At 29.3% G+C, this 20,418-nt stretch carries 16 protein-coding genes, 1 pseudogene and 2 riboswitches; of the genes and pseudogenes, 8 read left to right on the top strand and 9 right to left on the bottom strand.

All coding sequences use genetic code 11. The features are described 5' to 3' along the window. Nucleotides 1-46: 46 nt before the first annotated feature. Together J9309_RS11570 and J9309_RS11565 are read left to right on the top strand one after the other, a co-directional pair. Nucleotides 47-850 (top strand): endonuclease I family protein, encoded by an 804-nt coding sequence (locus tag J9309_RS11570; RefSeq protein ID WP_230476039.1) that lies wholly within the window; start codon nucleotides 47-49, stop codon nucleotides 848-850. 37 nt (nucleotides 851-887) lie between these two features. Next, nucleotides 888-1,550, top strand: a complete 663-nt coding sequence (locus J9309_RS11565; protein WP_230476038.1) for a hypothetical protein — start codon at nucleotides 888-890, stop codon at nucleotides 1,548-1,550. Nucleotides 1,551-1,582: 32 nt separating this feature from the next. Here the strand turns inward: J9309_RS11565 and J9309_RS11560 are convergent, their stop codons facing one another. Together J9309_RS11560 and J9309_RS11555 are read right to left on the bottom strand one after the other, a co-directional pair. Next, nucleotides 1,583-1,990 (bottom strand): RrF2 family transcriptional regulator, encoded by a 408-nt coding sequence (locus J9309_RS11560; protein ID WP_230476037.1) that lies wholly within the window; start codon nucleotides 1,988-1,990, stop codon nucleotides 1,583-1,585. A gap of 72 nt (nucleotides 1,991-2,062) precedes the next feature. Then, complete coding sequence (locus J9309_RS11555) at nucleotides 2,063-3,475, bottom strand: aldehyde dehydrogenase family protein (RefSeq protein ID WP_230476036.1); 1,413 nt, start codon at nucleotides 3,473-3,475, stop codon at nucleotides 2,063-2,065. Between the two features lie 56 nt (nucleotides 3,476-3,531). Here J9309_RS11555 and J9309_RS11550 point away from each other — a divergent pair, with 56 nt between their 5' ends. Then, nucleotides 3,532-3,969 (top strand): hypothetical protein, encoded by a 438-nt coding sequence (locus J9309_RS11550; RefSeq protein ID WP_230476035.1) that lies wholly within the window; start codon nucleotides 3,532-3,534, stop codon nucleotides 3,967-3,969. 48 nt (nucleotides 3,970-4,017) lie between these two features. On the opposite strand, the gene J9309_RS11545 is transcribed toward J9309_RS11550, so the two are convergent. The 5 genes from J9309_RS11545 to J9309_RS11525 form a co-directional block, all read right to left on the bottom strand. Beyond that, nucleotides 4,018-4,680 (bottom strand): LysE family transporter, encoded by a 663-nt coding sequence (locus tag J9309_RS11545; RefSeq protein WP_230476034.1) that lies wholly within the window; start codon nucleotides 4,678-4,680, stop codon nucleotides 4,018-4,020. 98 nt (nucleotides 4,681-4,778) lie between these two features. Beyond that, nucleotides 4,779-7,400, bottom strand: coding sequence for a valine--tRNA ligase (locus tag J9309_RS11540; protein ID WP_230476033.1), 2,622 nt, complete (start codon nucleotides 7,398-7,400; stop codon nucleotides 4,779-4,781). A gap of 88 nt (nucleotides 7,401-7,488) precedes the next feature. Next, complete coding sequence (locus J9309_RS11535; protein ID WP_230476032.1) at nucleotides 7,489-9,162, bottom strand: LIC_10190 family membrane protein; 1,674 nt, start codon at nucleotides 9,160-9,162, stop codon at nucleotides 7,489-7,491. A 5-nt stretch (nucleotides 9,163-9,167) separates the two neighbouring features. Then, nucleotides 9,168-9,638 carry a hypothetical protein gene (locus tag J9309_RS11530; protein ID WP_230476031.1) on the bottom strand — a complete coding sequence of 157 codons (471 nt, stop codon included), beginning with the start codon at nucleotides 9,636-9,638 and terminating at the stop codon, nucleotides 9,168-9,170. 110 nt (nucleotides 9,639-9,748) lie between these two features. Next, nucleotides 9,749-10,792 (bottom strand): LIC_10190 family membrane protein, encoded by a 1,044-nt coding sequence (locus tag J9309_RS11525; protein ID WP_394369283.1) that lies wholly within the window; start codon nucleotides 10,790-10,792, stop codon nucleotides 9,749-9,751. A 105-nt stretch (nucleotides 10,793-10,897) separates the two neighbouring features. Here J9309_RS11525 and J9309_RS11520 point away from each other — a divergent pair, with 105 nt between their 5' ends. After that, nucleotides 10,898-11,263: a DUF1573 domain-containing protein gene (locus J9309_RS11520; RefSeq protein ID WP_230476029.1), complete on the top strand. Its 366-nt coding sequence runs from the start codon at nucleotides 10,898-10,900 to the stop codon at nucleotides 11,261-11,263. Nucleotides 11,264-11,296: 33 nt separating this feature from the next. Here J9309_RS11520 and J9309_RS11515 read toward each other — a convergent pair whose 3' ends face one another. After that, nucleotides 11,297-11,953, bottom strand: coding sequence for a metal-dependent transcriptional regulator (locus J9309_RS11515; protein WP_230476028.1), 657 nt, complete (start codon nucleotides 11,951-11,953; stop codon nucleotides 11,297-11,299). Between the two features lie 98 nt (nucleotides 11,954-12,051). On the opposite strand from J9309_RS11515, the pseudogene J9309_RS11510 reads away from it, so the two are divergent. Together J9309_RS11510 and J9309_RS11505 are read left to right on the top strand one after the other, a co-directional pair. After that, nucleotides 12,052-14,100, top strand: a pseudogene (locus J9309_RS11510) (TonB-dependent receptor plug domain-containing protein). A gap of 1 nt (nucleotide 14,101) precedes the next feature. Then, nucleotides 14,102-14,545: a thioredoxin family protein gene (locus J9309_RS11505; protein WP_230476027.1), complete on the top strand. Its 444-nt coding sequence runs from the start codon at nucleotides 14,102-14,104 to the stop codon at nucleotides 14,543-14,545. 33 nt (nucleotides 14,546-14,578) lie between these two features. On the opposite strand, the gene J9309_RS11500 is transcribed toward J9309_RS11505, so the two are convergent. Further along, complete coding sequence (locus J9309_RS11500) at nucleotides 14,579-15,757, bottom strand: homoserine dehydrogenase (RefSeq protein WP_230476026.1); 1,179 nt, start codon at nucleotides 15,755-15,757, stop codon at nucleotides 14,579-14,581. Between the two features lie 238 nt (nucleotides 15,758-15,995). Next, nucleotides 15,996-16,099, bottom strand: a riboswitch (SAM riboswitch). A 403-nt stretch (nucleotides 16,100-16,502) separates the two neighbouring features. Continuing rightward, nucleotides 16,503-16,601: riboswitch (SAM riboswitch) on the top strand. A gap of 45 nt (nucleotides 16,602-16,646) precedes the next feature. Between J9309_RS11500 and J9309_RS11495 the strand changes: the two genes are divergently transcribed. Then, on the top strand, nucleotides 16,647-17,645 hold the full coding sequence (locus J9309_RS11495; RefSeq protein ID WP_230476025.1) for a homocysteine S-methyltransferase family protein: 999 nt from the start codon (nucleotides 16,647-16,649) through the stop codon (nucleotides 17,643-17,645). Continuing rightward, nucleotides 17,633-20,296, top strand: a complete 2,664-nt coding sequence (metH, locus tag J9309_RS11490; protein WP_230476024.1) for a methionine synthase — start codon at nucleotides 17,633-17,635, stop codon at nucleotides 20,294-20,296. Before J9309_RS11495 ends, metH begins: the two co-directional genes overlap by 13 nt. The last annotated feature ends 122 nt before the right edge of the window (nucleotides 20,297-20,418 follow it).

The raw sequence follows: 20,418 nt of genomic DNA, 5'->3' as shown, positions 1-20,418 counted from the left end.
AAGGATTAATACTTTTATATTTGCTTTTCAAAAATAAGAGATATTAATGAAGAAGGTACTATTTATTTTCGGTTTTTCTGCCCTTACAATTTTAAATGCACAAATGCCGAAATATTATAAATCAATCAATTTTAATAAAAAAGGAAATGATTTAAAAAAGGAATTAGCTAGTCTAATTAAAACTACACATAAAAATAATTTAACATACAAAGAGCTTTGGAAAGCTTTAGCTATAACAGATGCTGATACTAAAAATCCTAAAAATGTCGCGTTGATTTATGGTTTTAATGATCAATCTAAAAATAAAGATGAAAACAGAACGCGTTCTAAAACAAACACAGGTGGGAATAAAGGTCAATGGAGCCGTGAACATGTTTATCCAAAATCATTAGGGAAACCAAATTTAGGTCAATCTGGTCCAGGTGCAGATGCGCATATGATGAGACCAGCCGATGTTACAAGAAATACAAAACGAAGTAATTTACCGTTTATAGACGGAACTGGAAAAAATTCTAAAAGAGATAACAATGCTTGGTATCCTGGCAATGAATGGAAAGGTGATATCGCGAGAATCATAATGTATATGTATGTACGTTATGGAGATCAGACACATCCAAATCGTGTGGCAAAAAGTAAAAATACTTATCACAAAGACATGCCAGATTTATTCTTAAAATGGAATGCTGACGATCCTGTTTCTAAATTAGAAATACAACGTAATAATTATTTGGGTAACTTAGCCAATACTTTTGGTCAAGGAAATCGCAATCCATTTATTGACAATCCATATTTGGCAACTAAAATTTGGGGTGGACCAAAAGCAAAAAATAATTGGAAAGAAATTAAATAATTAAATTAACAAAACATACTTATATTAATATATGACAATGAATTACAAAATATTAATACTATCACTATTTATATCTATTCAAACTTCAATATCTTTAAATGCACAAGTTGTAAATCAAGATGAAATTGGATATGATATTAGTACAATGGAAGAAAAATATCCAGAGGTTTTTACAACTATTAAACCTCAAAATCCTGATACAGCATACGAAATTGGTAAAAGAACTCAGGGATTTTTACAAGATTTTATTGGTGAAAATGGAAAAGCTCAATTTTATTTAATTTATGCGCAACATTTACAAAAATTAAATCAATCTGAACAAATCACAGCTTATAGACCAAAAGTAATTTTATTATTACAATCAATTAATAGAATTAATCAACTAATAGACACAAAAGTTGCGTATTACGATCAAATGCAAAGTTTATTAGTCGCTTATGCAGAACATGCGCTATTTGAAGCTCAGTCAATAGATCCATCGAAGTTTGAAAAAGTTGATGTGAATAAACAAAAGAAACTATTCATTAAAAGTATTCAGCAAAAAGTAAAAACTAAAAATCAGCAATTAAATTTGAATACATTTCCGAATTACAATAAAAATCAAGAAATTATTGAGCAAGAAATTAAATCAATTGAAAACTTAATTTCAGATACATTTTTACTAAAATCAGCTCAAATATTTCATTATACATATTACTAAAAAAAAGCCTGAAATTTCTTTCAGGCTTTTTTTTATCTTAAACTAGCTAAGGATTTATTTTCTAATATTTCCAAAGTAGAATCTCTCAGTTCAGTCATTACTTTATTCAACTGACAAACGCCTTCATTAGGGCAATCATCACATTTTTCGTAGTAATTTTTACTCACACATGGCAATAAAGCAATCGGTCCTTCTAACACACGAATCAAAGAAGCTAACGATATTTCTTCAGCAGTACGCGCCAAATAATATCCTCCTCCTTTTCCTTGTTTTGAGTTTACAAATCCTAATTTCTTTAAGTCTAATAATATAGCCTCTAAGAACTTCTTAGGTATCATTTCAACCTCAGAGATTTGCCCAATCAAAACTGGCTTACTACTTTCTTGTCTGGCAAGGTAAGCCATCGCTTTTAAACCGTATTTAGTCTTCTTTGATAACAATTTAGTTTATTTTATTACAACAAAAATAACCTTTGAAATGATATTTAACAAATTTAAGAGCGTAAAACGGTTCTATAAATACTTTATCATTAGATTAATAATTTTTTTTGTGAACGAATTATAAGGATAATTTAAAAATTTCGTTAGAGAAAACATTTGGTTCACTTTTAAAACTGGCTTTTGATGTGAAAAATCTAAAAATCCAAAATACCCAGTTGAAGATCCTATTCCTGAATGATTTAATCCACCGAACGGTAAATTTGGATGTAAAATATGAATCAATAAATCATTTACTAAAACAGCTCCAGAAGATGTATGATTCGTCACATTTTCTATCAATTCTTTATTATTAGAAAAAATATATAATGCTAATGGTTTTTCGTCTGAATTGACATAATTAATTACATTTTCAACCGAATTATAGGTAATAATTGGAAAAACTGGTCCAAAAATTTCTTCTTTCAAAATTTCTGCATCTTTAGGAACATTCGTTAAAATTGTAGGTTTAATATATAATTCATACCCATCATATTCGTTTCCATAAGGACAATTCGCTCCTAATTCGATTGCATTCTGAATCAAATCTTTTACACGATTAAAATTACGTGTATTAATCATTCGGGCTAAATCTTCAGAATTCTTTGGATCGGATCCAAAAGTTTTATCCATTTGTTTAATAAATTCATCAACAAATTCTTGCGCTTTATCTTCATGTATTAAGATATAATCAGGCGCGATACAAGTTTGACCATTGTTGATTAATTTTCCCCAAATAGCTTTAGAAACAGCCTTTTTTAGATCAAAATCTTCTCCAATAATTAAGGGTGATTTACCTCCTAATTCTAAAGTTACTGAGGAAAGATGTTTCGCTCCAGCTTCCATTACAATTTTCCCAACATTTGGCGAACCTGTAAAATGAATATGATCAAATTTCTTAGACAAAATATATTTTGTTTCCTCAACTTCGCCATATATCAATTGTACATGATTAGAATCAAAAACATTCCCCAAAATTTTATTTAAAACGCTATTTGTATGCGCTGTAAATTCAGAAGGTTTTATAATTGCTGTATTTCCTGCTGCAATACATGGAATTAGATGCATTAAAGCCAATTGAAAAGGATAATTCCAAGGCGAAATAATAAGACAATTTCCCTTTGGTTCGTTTACAATCTCAGCTTTAGAACCAAAAAATACTAGATTATTTGAAACTGATTTAGATTTAGACCATTCCGACAGATTTTTGCAAAACAATCTAATTTCAGATAAAACTGGATATATTTCAGTTGATTCGGTTTCAACTTTACTTTTTCTAAAATCTTTTCCTAAAGCTTCTACAATCTCCTCACGATGTGCAATAATTTCCTTTTCAAGCTTTTTAAGTAATGCTATTCGTTGTTTAATGGTCAAATTTTGAACAACACACTTATTCTCAACTTGCTGATTGTATATTAAATCGATATATGGATAATTTTTATCAGACATTTTACTATGATTTTATTAAATATAGTTAATTTTAAATTCATTTTAGAATTAATACAATGTCCGAAAAAAATACATCAATTATTGATAAGTTAAACTTAATTAAAAACCTTATTTTACTTGGAAAAAGTGATGATAATTTAACTGAAAGAGAAATTGATATCATTACACAAATTGCTAAACATCACCAATTAACTTACAAGGACATTGATTATATAGTTTCAAATACAGATAAAATTCCATTTAGTATTCCCTCAACTTTTACAGAACGCTTAGCTGCCTTATATGATTTAGTTGTTTTAATGGTTTCTGACTTTGATATTCATGAAAATGAAGTAAATTTCTGTATTGATTTAGCTAAAAAATATGAATTTAATCCACAAATAATTGAAGAATTAATTGAAGATGTATTATCCTTTATTGTAGATGGAAAAGAATGTGATGAAGTGATGGATTATTTAATTAAATATGCACATCCAAAACCGAATTTAAACTAAAATTTTATGCAAAATATAGAAGATCCACAAAAGTATTTTTGTGGATTTTTATTTGAAAAAAACTTGATAAGTCGTTAATAAAGAAACTACTGAAGTAATTCCTCCGATGATGTAGTTTATGTTCTTTAAGATAAATGAGTTATCTTCTGATTTTTTACTGAAAAACTTCAGGTATAAACCAAAAATTATCATTGAACCGATTGCAACTCCTAAAGAAAAAATTGAACTATTAGGTTGACCAAATACTGATATTTTATACGAAACTAATGTTGCGCTTAAGAACACATAAAATGGAATAGGGAAAATATTTAAAGCTGCTAAAATTAAACCATAAATAAATTTATTTTTTTGCTTCACCTCTCCTATTTGTTCCATTTTTTTCTTCTTCTTTTTATTGTCACGTTTTTGTGCAAAAAACAAAAAATAAATCGTGATAAGAACAAAAACTAACAATCCTATTTCTCTGAAGATTTTGGTCACTTCTTCATTAAAATTGATGAATTTTGCTAAGAAAATCGCGATATAAACTTGCAATGTAATCGTGATAGCTGTGCCAACCATAAATGTATAAGCACTTTTATAACCTTCTTGTTTGCCAATTTTAACAACAGTCATATTTAACAAACCAGGGATTGAAGATCCTATGATTGCAGTGAAGATTCCGATTAATAAAAGTTGAATATAATCCATGGTAATTGGTAAGTTGTGCAAATTTAAGGATTATCAATTCTAATCAAAATAATAAAACAAAAAACCACTCTAATATTAGAGTGGTTTTTAAATTATGTTAATCTAAAATTTACACTAAATTATAATGAAGCTAATTGCTCTTCGATTTGTGCAATTTTAGCTAAAGCATCAGCTTCTTTTTTACGTTCTGCATTAATTACCTGTTCTGGTGCACCAGCAACAAATTTTTCGTTAGATAATTTTTTACGAACTGAATTTAAGAATCCTTGGTTGTATTCTAATTCTTTTTGTAATTTTTCGCGTTCAGCTTCAACATCGATATTATCTGACATTGGAATCATAAACTCTAACGTACCCACACGGAAACCGAAACCTTTTTCAGGTTTATCACCTGTATTAAAGTTAGAAACGTTTCCTAATTTAGAGAATACATCAACAAAAATTTCGTTCGCTGCATTTTCGTCTGCGAAAACTTCTAATGCTTCTTTTGGAGACATTCCTTTTTCTGAACGTAATCCACGAATAGCAGTTGTCGCTTCTTTCGTATTTTCGAAAGCTTTGATAATTGTTTCGTCGAAAGAAGTAACTGTTGGATATTCAGAAATAATTAAAGCTTCATCTTCTGTACGATCAGCAATTAAGTGCCAAATTTCCTCTGTTAAGAAAGGCATAAATGGATGTAACACTTTTAATACATTTTCTAAGTAACCGATTGTTGCATCATATGTTTTACGATCGATTGGCTCACTAAATGTAGGTTTAATCGCTTCTAAATACCAAGAACAGAAATCATCCCAAATTAATTTATAGATCGCCATTAACGAATCTGATAAACGGTATTGATCGTAGTTGTGCTCGATATCAGCTAAAGCTTGTTGGAATTTATTCTCGAACCAGTTTACTGCTTTTGCTTGCGCAGAAGTTTGTTCTAATTCTTCATTAATCTCAAAACCTTTGATTAAACGGAAAGCATTCCAAATTTTATTTGCGAAATTACGCCCTTGTAAACATAAATCTACATCAAATGGTAAGTCATTTCCTGCTGGTGCAGTTAATAACATTCCCATACGTGTTGCATCAGCTCCGTACTCGTTCATTAAATCAATTGGATCTGGGGAGTTTCCTAAAGACTTAGACATTTTGCGTCCTTGCTTGTCACGAACGATACCTGTGAAATATACATTCTCGAAAGGTAATTGTCCTTTAAACTCATACCCAGCTACAATCATACGCGCAACCCAGAAGAAAATAATGTCTGGACCCGTTACTAAATCCTGAGTTGGATAGTAATATTTGATTTCTTCGTTCTCTGGATTATTGATTCCATCAAAAACTGAAATTGGCCATAACCAAGAAGAGAACCACGTATCTAATGCATCTTCATCTTGACGTAAATCTTCGATTGTTAATGCAACATTTCCTGATTTCTCTTGTGCTAATGGTAACGCTTCTTCTTTTGTTAATGCAACAACGAAATCTTCGTTTCCATCACCATAAAAGAATGCCGGAATTTGGTGTCCCCACCATAATTGACGAGAAATGTTCCAATCTGTAACATTTTCCATCCAGTTACGATATGTGTTTTTAAATTTCGCTGGGTGAAATTTAATTGTATCGTTCATAACATTGTCTAATGCAGGTTTAGCTAAATCTGTCATTTTTAAGAACCATTGGTTCGAGATTTTAGGCTCGATAACCGCTCCTGTTCTTTCAGATGTTCCTACATTATTTTTATAATCTTCTACTTTTTCAAGTAAACCTTTTTCTTCTAATTCTTTTTCAACCTCTTTACGTGCTTTGAAACGATCCATTCCGGCATAGTTTAATCCGTAATCGTTTAATTTCGCCTCATCCGTAAAAATATCAATGAATTCTAAGTTATGTTTTTTTCCTAATTCGTAGTCATTTGTATCGTGAGCTGGAGTTACTTTTAAACATCCAGTTCCGAATTCTAAATCAACATACTCATCTTCGATGATGTTTACTTCACGACCAACTAAAGGAACAATTACTTTTTGTCCTTTTAACCATTCGTAACGCTCATCGTTTGGATTGATACAAACAGCAGTATCCCCAAAAATTGTTTCTGGGCGAGTTGTTGCAACAACGATATATTTATCAGAACCTACTACTTGGTATTTTAAGTGGTATAATTTTCCGTTTTTCTCTTTGTAAACAACCTCTTCATCAGAAATATTTGTTTTCGCTTCAGGATCCCAGTTTACCATACGGTAACCACGATAAATTAATCCTTTGTTGTATAAATCAATAAATACACGTTGAACTGATTCAGATAAATCTGGATCCATCGTGAATTTTGTACGATCCCAATCACAAGAAGCTCCTAATTTTTTTAATTGATCTAAGATGATTCCACCGTGTTTGTGAGTCCAATCCCAAGCGTGATTTAAAAATTCTTCACGACCGATATCAAATTTAGAAACACCCTCTTCTTTTAATTTAGCAACGACTTTCGCCTCTGTTGCAATTGAAGCGTGGTCAGTTCCAGGAACCCAACATGCATTGAATCCACGCATACGTGCACGACGAATCAATACGTCTTGAATCGTATTGTTCAGCATGTGCCCCATGTGTAAGACGCCAGTGACGTTTGGTGGTGGAATTACAATTGTGTAAGCTTTTCTCTCGTCTGGTGTAGATTTAAAGTATTTTTTCTCCATCCAGTACTGGTACCATTTTCCTTCAACCTCTGTCGGCGTATATTTCGATGCGATTTCCATTGTGTATTTATTCTTAAAAACAAATTTGGGCAAATTTAAACAATCTACCCAACAAATATTGTATTTGAGTAATTTTATTTAAATATATTTATTTAGGATAATTATTATTTCTGTGTTCTTTTCTATAACGTCTAATTTGATCTAAATGTTTTTCAATTTCTTTAATATCTTCCTCACGGTTTTGAACCATTTTAAAACCAGATTTAATATTATTTGGATTAATTAATTCAGGATGTGATTTTTGACGTAAGTAATGATTTAATAATTTACTAGCAATCGTAGGTTGTCTTAAGTCTAAGCTACGATCACTTGTAATATTTACATTTGTATTAAAATTAAAAATATTGCTCTTATACCCTTTAGTATAACGATTTTTTGTAAGGATTAATTGATTAAATTTATATTTAGAGGGTCTATTACGAATTACAAAATTTTCATCTTTTATACTAAATAAACTTTTTGAAAAAACGAAACTAAAAGATGCTAAAATAATTATTGGCAAAAAAAGTTTAAGCTTAAAGTTTTTATTATATAAAAACACACAACTAATTAGTAAAAGTCCGTCAAAAACAAATCGATACTGCATACTAACATTTAATAAAAAAACCATTTTTATAAATATTAATATTCCTAAAACAACCCAATCAATATTCTTTTTTACTATAAAATATATTGTAAAGATGAATGTAGTTAATATTAATGTGAAATAAATCTTAATCGATATATTAAAATCTTGCACAAGAAATTTATAATAATCTAAATTAGTCCATTTTTCATATACATCAAAAGCTGGTAAATTATTTATATCAGACTTAGAAATTATTAAAAATCTGACCAATAAATCATTTAATTTATACATCTCTACAGAAACTGAATGTATATTATTTGTGATCCCAGATTTTAACGGAAAAAACAAATTACCAGTCAAATAATAATTCTTACTTAAGAAAATCAGTAAAATCGAACCTATGATTAAAAATACTTTATAATTAAATCTTTTCAGTTCTTTAAAAATTAAAAAGAGAAAGAAAAAAGGTAAAACTATTGATAAAGGCTTGATTAATACCAATATTGCTGCTAAAATGATTCCAAGATATATAGAATCTTCATTTTTAATATTTAAATAATTTAATATTACAATAACAGAAAAAATAAAAACCGGCAATTCTGTAGATGGTGAGGCTATGAAGAAATAAAACAAAGGCAAGAAAAAACTAAATTTCTCTTGCTTGGTTTCGAAAAGATATATTAGAAAAATTACAACTAATGTAACATTAATTTTATATGTAAAATCTATTGTATTATTAAAAGAAGCTTGTAAAATATGCCACAAAGACATTTGACCTAAATTGAAATCAAAATTTGCTAATCCTTTCACTAATCCATAATCGTCAAGCCATTTAATAGAAGGTAAATAATATAAAAAAGTATCATAAATAAATGCATTCATACTACCTACAAATAACGTAAGAACCATTAAAATCGAAAACATCCACTTATAATTAAGCTTAAATTTTTTGAAATTTAGCCATGCTTTATGAGTGATAAATAGCAAGATTCCCGAAATGATTAAACAAATTTCATAAGTGATATTTAATGGCAAAAAAAATGAAATTATACAAGAGATTATACCAACAATGCTAAGTCCTTTTAATAATTCTAAACTTAGTAGTTGATTTGAATTATATTTAAATTTTGCAAGTAAACTAAAACTATAAATTACAAACAATTGAACTATTACTGTAACAAGTAAAAAAAACATGGCTATTAATTTTTATTAGAGCTTAAAATATTTTGAAGATGATTTTCTATATCTTTTATATCAATTGATTTTAAAGGGGTGCTTTTAAAACCTTTCTTTATCGAAGTTGAGTCAATTAGGACAGGAATTAATTGATTATTACTATAAATATTTAATAACCTTTTATTTATTGCTGGTTGTTTTGCATCAGACGAAACATCTAAAGTAACAACTACATTAGTTATTATATTTGAAATTTTACTTTCATAATATCCAACTGAGTAATTTATTGGTTTTAATAAATTTAAAACCTCATAACCACTAACCATTCTCATAAAACTATTCGAATTATTCAGTTTAAGGTCTTTCGCAAATACTAAAGTTATTGCTGCTAAAAAAATGATAGGATATAAATACTTTAATATATTATTGTTTATTTTATATAGTAAAAATACATTAATTAGTAAGAAAATATCTAATATAAAACGGAATTGCATTGATATATAAAGAAATACAAGTGTTTTACAAACAAAAAGTGCACTTAATAAAATTAATACCTTACTCCTTATTGCACAATTATAAGAAAAATACAGAAAAGTGACAAACGTTAAAACACAGTAAATAAAAATGGAAATTTGAAAATTTGAAAAAGATAAATATAATATTGTACACTAGACCAATTTAAAAATTCTGAAAACTCAATCTTATTTTCTGTATCTAATAAAATATAACGCCCTTCTAAAGTTGAAATTCTATACAATTCAACAGGGACAGAAAATGGAAGTTCACTTATATTTCCAAATCCAATAGGAAAAGTAAAATTACCTGTTAAAATTATATTCTTAATAAAAAATAGTATTGCTAGACAACCTACTATAAAATATAATTTAAGATAATTGTTATAATTTTTAAGTGAAATTATTAAAAAGAAAATTGGTAAAACAAAAGCAATTGGTTTTATTAAAACCAAAAATGCACTAAGCAATAATCCGTATCTTATTGAATCTTCATTTTTATAAATAATCCAATTTAAGATAGTAATTATTGATAATACAAATATTGGTAAATCAGGAGATGGTGAGGCTACAAATAAATAAAATAGAGGTAGAAAAATTATATATTTTTTTAAATTATTTTCATAAATATAGATTAGATAAATTATTATCAAATAAGCATTCAATTTATACGATAAATCAATTGTATTATTTGTAGATGCTTGAATTATATGCCATAAAGAAGTTTGGCCTAAGTTAAAATCAAAGTTTCCTAAACCTTTTAATAATCCAAAATCATCAAGAAATCTAATTGTTGGTAAATAATAAGAGTAAGTATCATATATAAAAGAATCCATACTTGCGATAAGACAAGTTATTACCGCGGGGATTATAAATGAATAATTAAATTTAAATTCTACTTTCCAGAATTTATAATATATAGCTAAAATTATCCCAGCTAATGAAATAACAATTTCATAATTTATATTTAATGGTATGACTATTGAACTAATAAGAGAAATAATACCGATAAATAGAATTCCAATTAATAATTTTAAACTTAGAAGATTATTAACTTGAAAATATTTATTTATCAAACTTCCAAATCCAAAGGAAATAATAAAATAGATAAAAATTGATATAATTATAAAAAGCATATTTAACGTAATAAATTGGTCACGAATTAAATAATATTTTTTTAAATTTTTAACGTATTTAAAAAAATCTTTTTATAAATTTGAAATAACAATTGTGAAATAATTATGAAAAAAATAATGTTATTAGGTGCTTTTGTAATGGGGTTTTCAACTTTATTTGCTCAAGAACTTAAATTAGGATCAGATAATTTAGAATTAGGAGATGTTAAATTAGGAACAACTGTAAATTCTGTAATGAAAATTACAAATACAGGGAAAGAACCATTGGTTATCAAAAGTGTTGTGGGATCTTGTGGTTGTACAGTACCTGAATATCCAAAAACACCTATTGCTCCAGGAGAAAGTGCAGATATTAAAGTAAATTATTCTGTAGGATCATCGGCAGGAGTTTTTAATAAAACAGTTACAATTACTTCTAATGACCCAGTTGCTTCTCGCAAAATCTTTAGAGTTAAAGGAACAGCAAAATAATATAAATTGAAAAGGAAGCAAATTGCTTCCTTTTTATTTTACTAATAAACGAGAGGTAACTTCTAAACTAAACACCTCAACTCTATTATCCTTCAAAAATCTTACAGTCATTGACTGATCGAAATTCTCAATATGCTCAATTATAATTTGGTCACCAAGATGAATATTCTTCGAATTCAAAAATTTTAAAAATTCATCTGATGATTTTGTAACAGCACAAAATTCCACTTTATCTTCAATTTTAAATTCATTCAAGAATTTATAATTCACACTTTTAAAATTTCCATCTTTATCTGGAATCGGAGATCCATGCGGATCAATAGTTGGATAATTTAAAATTTCATCCATTTTGTCAAAAAACAATTGACTTTTTATATGTTCAACTTGCTCGGCAATGTCATGAACATGTTCCCATCCAATTCCCATCTTCTCTACCAAAAACATTTCTGTTAATCTATGCTTACGCACAATTAATGCAGCTTTCAGCACACCTTGCTCAGTTAAACGAAGTGGTTTATAAGTTTCATAAAACACTAAATCCTTTTCAGCCAACTTTTTCATCATACTATTTACAGTCGGCATTTTAATATTTAGTGACTTACTCAAATCCTTAACATTTACTTCACCTCGACCATTTCCTGATAGATGAAATAGTGTTTTTAAGTAATTTTCTTCAACTAATGAATTCATTCAACAAATATAAATTATATATAAATACATCTTATTTGTTTTAGCTTAATTTAATTTTTGTTAGATTTGTCTAACAAATAAAATACATCAATCTTATTATGAACAAAAAATTCATTTCCTTATTACTTTTAGCAACTTGTATAACACATGCACAAGAAATAACTAATGATTCAGTTCAAATTGAGAATGAACAAAATGAATCTCTAAAAGAAGTAGTTTTAACAGGAACGATGAAACCCGTTTCTAGAAAAGATTCATCTGTACCGGTTGAAGTTTATACATCCAAATATTTTAAAACCAATCCCAATCCATCATTATTTGAATCCATCGGAATGATTAATGGTATTCAACCACAAATTAATTGTAATGTTTGTGCAACTGGAGATATTCATATCAATGGTATGGAAGGACCTTATACTATGATTTTGATTGATGGTATGCCAATAGTTTCAGCATTATCCACTGTTTATGGATTGAATGGTATTCCTAATAGTTTAATTGACAGAATTGAAGTTGTAAAAGGACCTGCTTCATCGCTATATGGAACTGAAGCAATGGGTGGTTTAATCAATATCATCACAAAAGATGCTAGCAAAGCAAATACATTTCATGCCGATATATATTCTACAACTTGGTTAGAAAATAATATCGATTTAGCCTATAAATTTAAAGTCAATGATAATGCAAGTAGTTTAATAGGTCTTAATTATTTTAATTTTGGTAATAAACAAGTCAAGAATAACGACAACTTCACAGATGTAACACTTCAAGATAGAATTTCAATTTTTAATAAATGGAATTTTAAACGCACAGACAACAAGATTGCAAATTTAGCTGCACGATATGTTTATGAAGATCGTTGGGGTGGTGAAATGCAATATGATAAAAATATACATCGCGGAAGTGACGAAGTTTATGGCGAAAGTATATTTACTAATCGTGCTGAAATTCTTGGTATGTATCAACTACCAACAACAGAAAATATTTACACTCAATTTTCTTACAACTATCATCAACAAGATTCATTTTACGGAACAGATTCTTACCAAGCTAAACAACATGTTGCATTTGGACAAATCTATTGGGATAAACTAATTGGTAAACATAGTTTATTAACTGGAGCTACGTATAGATACACACTTTATGACGATAATACACCTGGAACGTTAAGTAACGATGGATTATCTAATTCACCTATGGAATCTCCTTTACCTGGAGTTTTTATACAAGATGAAATTACATTTAATCCTACTCATAAATTATTATTAGGTTATCGATTTGATTACGATAAACATCACAAAGGAATTCACTCGCCTCGTGTTGCGTATAAATTATCACCGAATAAAACTCATACAATTCGTGCAAGTTTTGGAACCGGATTTCGTGTTGTAAATCTATTTACAGAAGATCATGCAGCTTTAACTGGATCACGAGATGTTATTATTAAAAATGATTTAAATCCTGAAAAATCATACAACGGAAACATAAATTATGTATACAATAATACATTCAATTTCGGTAACGTAAATTTAGATGCAACTGCATTCTATTCCTATTTCACAAACAAAATTATTGGCGATTTTGAAACAAATCAAGATCAAATTATTTATGATAATTTAGATGGTCATGCCATTTCACAATGAATTTCTGTCAATGCGGATATTGTTTTCAATTTTCCTTTAAAAATTAATCTTGGAGTTTCTTACATTGATGTATTTCGAAAAGAAAAAAATGAAGAAAATTTAGAAGTAACTATTCAACAATTACATGCACCAAAATGGTCTGGGAATTATACAATTTCCTATGCTTTTCCTAAAAAATGGAACATCGACTTGACAAGAACTTGGTATGGAAAAATGAGATTACCAATTTTAGAAAATGATTACAGACCTGAATTTTCTAAAACGTACATGCTAAGTAACGTTCAATTAACTAAATCTTTCAGTAAATTTGAAATCTATGGAGGTTTGAAAAATATTTTCAATTTTGTACCAGACAATCCTTTAATGCGACCTTTTGATCCATTTGATTATGAAGTTGACGATCCGATTAATAACTCAAATGGTTATACGTTTGACACTGGTTACAATTACTCTCCTTTACAAGGAATACGAGGATTTTTAGGTGTTAGATATACGATTAGATAATATGAAAAATTGGCTATTTGCAATTTTATGTTTTGGTTTAAATCCTGTTCATGCTCAGATTGACTTAAAAGATTTTAATCAACAATTTAAACAAAATCCAAAACCTATTTTCCTGTATTTCAATACAGATTGGTGTAGGATTTGTAAAATTCAAGAGAAAGAAATTGAAAAAAATGAAAGTATTAAATCTGAACTGAATTCCAATTTCTATTTTATAAAATTGAATGGAGAATCTTTGAACGAAATAGAATTTTTAGGTCAAAAATATCAACCTAATATTCAAACCAAAACTCATTCTTTTGTTACAGAATTTATTGCATATCAAGATATTGCATTTCCATTATGGATAATTTTAGATGAAAACTTAGAAGTTATAGGAAAGTTTTCTGGATTGATAAAAAAGAAAAATTTTAATCAATTATTTCAACAAATAAAAAAAGAGTAACACAAATGTTACTCTTTTAATTAACCACAAAAATTACTCGAATACGATTAAAGATAATCTTTTATCATTCAACAAATTCACATTCTTTAGTTGATGAATAGAAATTGTTCCTATAATATGATTGTAAGAATTACTTTGGTATCGTTCTTCAATATCTTCAAAAAAATTCTGGATTCCAGAAACTTCCGTTTTATAACCCAAGTAAACTTTTAACTTACCTGATTCATTTATTTTTAAAATTTTATCAGATTTTTTCCTAATCGAATATTCATAGTCATATTGCAAAGCCGAAATATCACTTAAAACTGCCGAAGCAGTAGGAAATCTACCAGCGCCATTACCATATAAAAACTGCTCATCCGACAAAGAACTTCCGATTAAAACGCCATTATACTCATTATTTACTAAAGCTATCGTTTTATCTAGCTTGACAAATGTTGGCAAAACAGTCGAATTTAAATCTCCATTTTTATTAATGATTTTAGAATTTGCAATCAATTTTATTGTATAACCTTTTTCTCTTGCATACTCAAAATCCTTAGTTTTCAATGAAGTAATTCCTTTTCTAATCACATCAGCTATCTCAATCTTCGTACCAAAAGCATGTAATGTAATGATTGATAGTTTATGAGCCGCATCAAAACCCTCAACATCTGCTGTCGGATCGGCTTCTGCAAATCCATTTTTTTGTGCAGATTTTAATGCATCTTGATAGGATTCATTTGCATTTGCCATTTTAGTTAATATATAGTTTGTTGTTCCATTTACGATTCCAAAAACATAATTCAATAAATCATTATCAAAATATTCTTCAAGATTTCTAATGATCGGAACCGAACCACAAACTGAAGCTTCATACAAGAAAGAAACATCATTTTCTTTTTGCAATTTTATTAATTCAAGATGATGTTCTGCTATCAATTTTTTATTTGCACTTACGACATGTTTATGTTTAATAAACGCTTTTTTTATGATTGAATAAGCTGCATCAGAATCCGAAATTAATTCAACCACCACATTTATTTCATCATCATCTAAAATATCATCAGGATTTGTAGAAAAAAGTTCATTTGGAGCATTTCTAAACTTGTCTTTATCCTTGATAACAATTTTTTTGATTGATGCATTTAACTTCGGTTTATCCTCTAAAACCTTATAAATACCTTCCCCAACTACTCCAAACCCAAAAAGGCCTATATTTAATTTTTTCATGATTTTAACGGAAATGGATTAAAAGTTGAAGATTTATTTTCGATTTTTTTAGAATTTAATTTCGAAAAATCACTGTAATAAAATAGTAATTCGAGCCTTGATTGATTCATATTTATTTTGTTTTTTATTAAATAATACAAACAAAATATCACAGAAGAAGTAGTTGAAAATTGATAAAATATCAATCAAATTACGATATATATATTATGACCTAATCGTAATGATTTGATAAAGATTTCTCTCATCTTTCCTTTAACTAAGGATGGAATTAGCACCTTGATTAAATAAATCAGGTTGCTAAAGTTTCTCAGGGCCATGTCCCTCCACTTTTCTTGATAAATTGAAATATTAATGAACTAATTTTAAGCAAATTTAGAGAAATTAATTTCTAAAAACCTAATTTATAAAATGTTAAAAATTAATAATTTTCTATTACAACAACATAATAATACATTTTTTAGAATAATATTTTTTATAAAACTTGGTTATCTGAAAATTATCAACAATTTAATCTGTATTCTAAAAAACAATTTCTACTTTATTATTCTACTAAATCCATAGATTATTTATAAATATGAAAAGATTTCTAATAATTTAAAATAAAATGAAAATAAACATCACAATAATAGTATAAATTTCAATCTTATTATGTTATTTCAATTCAAAACAGAATACAATACTTAAATTAATACACTTACTTAGAAAAATTTTCTAAAATTAAAATTATAATTATAAATTTGCATTAACCTTATAACGAAAGATGGAGGGAATAGGCCCTATGATATCTTAGCAACCCAAATTTTGTTGGGTGCTACATCCTACTCTATTTAGAGAAAAATAAGGAAATGGAAATTCTTCTACTTTCGCTATATGGTTTAAAATTTTTTAAATGACTTTAAACGATATACTAAAAGAACGAATCTTAATTCTTGACGGTGCGATGGGAACAATGATCCAAAAGCACAATTTACAAGAAGAAGATTATAGAGGTGATAGATTCAAAGATTTCCATACTTCTTTAAAAGGAAACAATGATTTATTGGTCCTGACTCAACCTGAAATTATCAAGAATATTCACCGTGAATATTTAGCAGCTGGTGCAGATTTAATTGAAACCAATACTTTCAATGCCAACATCATTTCGATGCAAGATTATGATATGGTCGATTTAGTGGACGAGTTAAATCATGAGGCGGTTCGCTTAGCGAAAGAAGCTTGTGCTGAATATTCTACACCAGAAAAACCTCGTTTTGTGTTAGGTTCTTTAGGTCCAACTAATAAAACTGCTTCAATTTCTCCACAAGTTAATGACCCAAGTTTCCGTGATATTGATTTTGACACATTAGCCCATGTGTATTACCGTCAAGCAATAACCATGATTGAAGCTGGTGTCGATGCTCTTTTAGTGGAAACTATTTTTGATACTTTAAATGCAAAAGCCGCATTTTATGGGATTCAGGATGCTTTAGAAGAAATTGGAATGGATATTCCTTTAATGGCTTCTGGCACCATTACCGATAAATCGGGACGAACACTTTCTGGTCAAACAACTGAAGCATTTTTGATTTCATTAGAACATATCGATTTATTATCAGTTGGTTTAAACTGTGCGTTAGGTGCAACAGATTTAATTCCATACTTAGAAGTATTAGCAGATAAAGCGCCATTTTATGTGAGTGCTTATCCTAATGCTGGATTACCAAATGCGTTTGGTGGATACGATGAAACAGCAGAAATGATGCGCGAACATATTAAACCATTTTTAGAGAAAAAATTAGTTAATATCATCGGTGGTTGTTGTGGAACTACTCCAGATCATATCCGTATGATGGCGGAGATCGCTAAAGAATATGAACCAAGAAAAATAGCTGGACAATGTCAGAAGTAAAAATTCAATTAGCTGGATTAGAACCTTTAATTGTACGCGAAAATTCAAACTTTGTAAATGTTGGTGAACGTACTAATGTGACAGGTTCGAAAAAATTCTTGCGTTTAATTAAAGAAGAAAAATACGAAGAAGCACTGCAAGTTGCCCGTGATCAAGTTGATGGTGGGGCACAAATCATCGACATCAATATGGATGAAGGAATGATCGACGGTGTAGGTGCAATGACAAAATATTTACGTTTAATCGCTTCGGAACCGGACATTTCTCGTGTCCCAATTATGATTGATTCATCCAAATGGGAAATCATTGAAGCCGGTTTAAAAAACGTTCAAGGAAAAGCGATAGTCAATTCAATTTCCTTAAAAGAAGGAGAAGCTTTATTCATCGAACACGCAAAAAAAATCAAACGTTTTGGTGCAGCTGCCGTCATTATGGCTTTTGATGAAAAAGGTCAAGCAGATAAATACGACAGACGTATCGAAATAGTAAAACGTTCGTATGATATTTTAGTAAATGAAGTAAAATTCAATCCAAAAGACATCATTTTCGATGTAAATATTTTCCCTGTTGCAACTGGAATGGATGAACATCGTCGCAACGCGATTGATTTCTTTGAAGCTACAAAATGGATCAAAGAAAATCTTCCACACGCATTGGTTTCAGGTGGCGTTTCTAATGTTTCGTTCTCGTTCCGTGGAAACAATACAGTTCGCGAAGCAATGCATTCCGCTTTCTTATATCATGCAATTCAACACGGAATGGATATGGGCATTGTGAATCCAGAAATGATTGAGATTTACGATGATATCGATCCTAAATTATTAGAACACGTGGAAGATGTTTTATTGGATCGTCGTGAAGATGCTACTGAACGCTTGATTGAGTTTGCGGAAGGACTAAAAGGCATTACGAAGGAAAAGAAAAAAGATGATTCTTGGCGCGAATTACCATTAGAAAAACGTATTGAAATTGCTTTAGTTAAAGGAATTACAGAATTTATTGATGAAGATACTGCTGAAGCGCTGGAACAAATCGGTTCTCCACTTCGCGTGATTGAAGGTCCACTGATGGATGGAATGAATGTCGTTGGAGATTTATTCGGTAGTGGAAAAATGTTTTTACCGCAAGTTGTAAAATCGGCACGTGTAATGAAAAAAGCCGTAGCGTATCTTACACCTTATTTAGAAGAAGAAAAATTAAGAAATAAAAGCGATAAAGAACCTGCTAAAATTTTAATGGCCACTGTAAAAGGTGATGTTCACGATATTGGGAAAAACATCGTTTCTGTTGTTTTAAGCTGCAATGGTTTTGAAATTATTGACTTAGGTGTGATGGTTCCGCCTGAGAAAATTTTAGAAGAAGCACAAAAACAAAAAGTAGATGTCATTGGACTTTCTGGTTTGATTACACCTTCGTTAGATGAAATGGTTCATGTTGCCAAGGAAATGAAACGTCTAAACTTAGAGATTCCGTTAATGATAGGTGGAGCTACAACTTCTAAAGCACATACTGCTGTAAAAGTTGCTCCTGAATACGACAAGGCGATTCATGTGTTAGATGCATCTCGATCAGTAACGGTTTGTCAGAAATTAATTGGGCAACAACAGACTGAATTATTAGAAGATACTCAAAAAGATTATGATAAAATTCGTGAAGGGTTCTTGAATCGTGCAGTTGCAAAAGATTATTTGACGATTGATGAAGCGAGAGTCAATAAATTAAAACTTGATTTTAATGAAAATGCGCCTTTCAAACCCAATCAATTAGGCGTATTTACGCACACAGCAACTGTTACTGAATTAAAAGATTTCATCGATTGGACACCATTTTTCCAAACTTGGGATTTACACGGAAAATTCCCAGCGATTTTAGATGACGATGTGGTTGGAACAAATGCAAAAGAATTATACGTAGATGCTTTAGCAATGTTAAATCGCATTGAAACGGAAAAATTAGCACAACCAAAAGGAGTATTTGGTTTATTTAAAGCCAATACAATCAATGATGATACGATTGAATTGTTAGATGAAAACGGAAATAAAATCGATGAATTCTACACCTTACGCCAACAATCGAAAAAATCAAAAGAAGCTCCTAACCTATCGATTGCTGATTTTATTGCACCGAAAGATTTAGAAATAGACGATTATATCGGTGCATTTGCAGTAACAGCTGGAACTGAAATTGAAGATTTTGCGAAATCATTTCAAGATAATTTAGATGATTATAATTCGATATTAGTGAAAGCGATTGCTGACCGTTTAGCAGAAGCTTATGCAGAATTTCTACATAAAGAAGTTCGAACAAAATATTGGGGCTATGCGGCAGATGAAAATTTAGAAAATTCCGAATTAATCGCTGAAAAATACAAAGGAATTCGACCTGCGCCAGGTTATCCCGCTTGTCCTGATCATTTAGAAAAACAAACGATTTTCAAGATTTTGGATGTAGAAAATAATGCTGGAATCAATTTAACGAGTTCATTAGCGATGTATCCCGTTTCTTCAGTTTCTGGTTATTATTTCGGAAATCCGAAAGCGAAATATTTTGGTGTTGGAAAAATAAAAATGGATCAAGTTGAAGATTTTGCACAACGCAAAGGAATTACGATTGAAGAAGCGGAACGCTGGATAAGTCCGAATTTAGCTTAATTGATTTGATTCTGAAAAATTCAGAATGACAATTCATTAATTCGACAGGCTAAATTTAGTTCAGCTTCTCATTAAAATGATAAAAATTTAGATGCGATTCTGAAACGAGTTCAGAAAGACAA

The organism is Faecalibacter bovis (assembly GCF_017948305.1).
Classification (GTDB): Bacteria; Bacteroidota; Bacteroidia; order Flavobacteriales; family Weeksellaceae; genus Empedobacter; species Empedobacter bovis.
The sequence above is the reverse complement of the archived record's forward strand: the minus strand, read 5'-3'. Positions and strand labels throughout refer to the sequence as shown.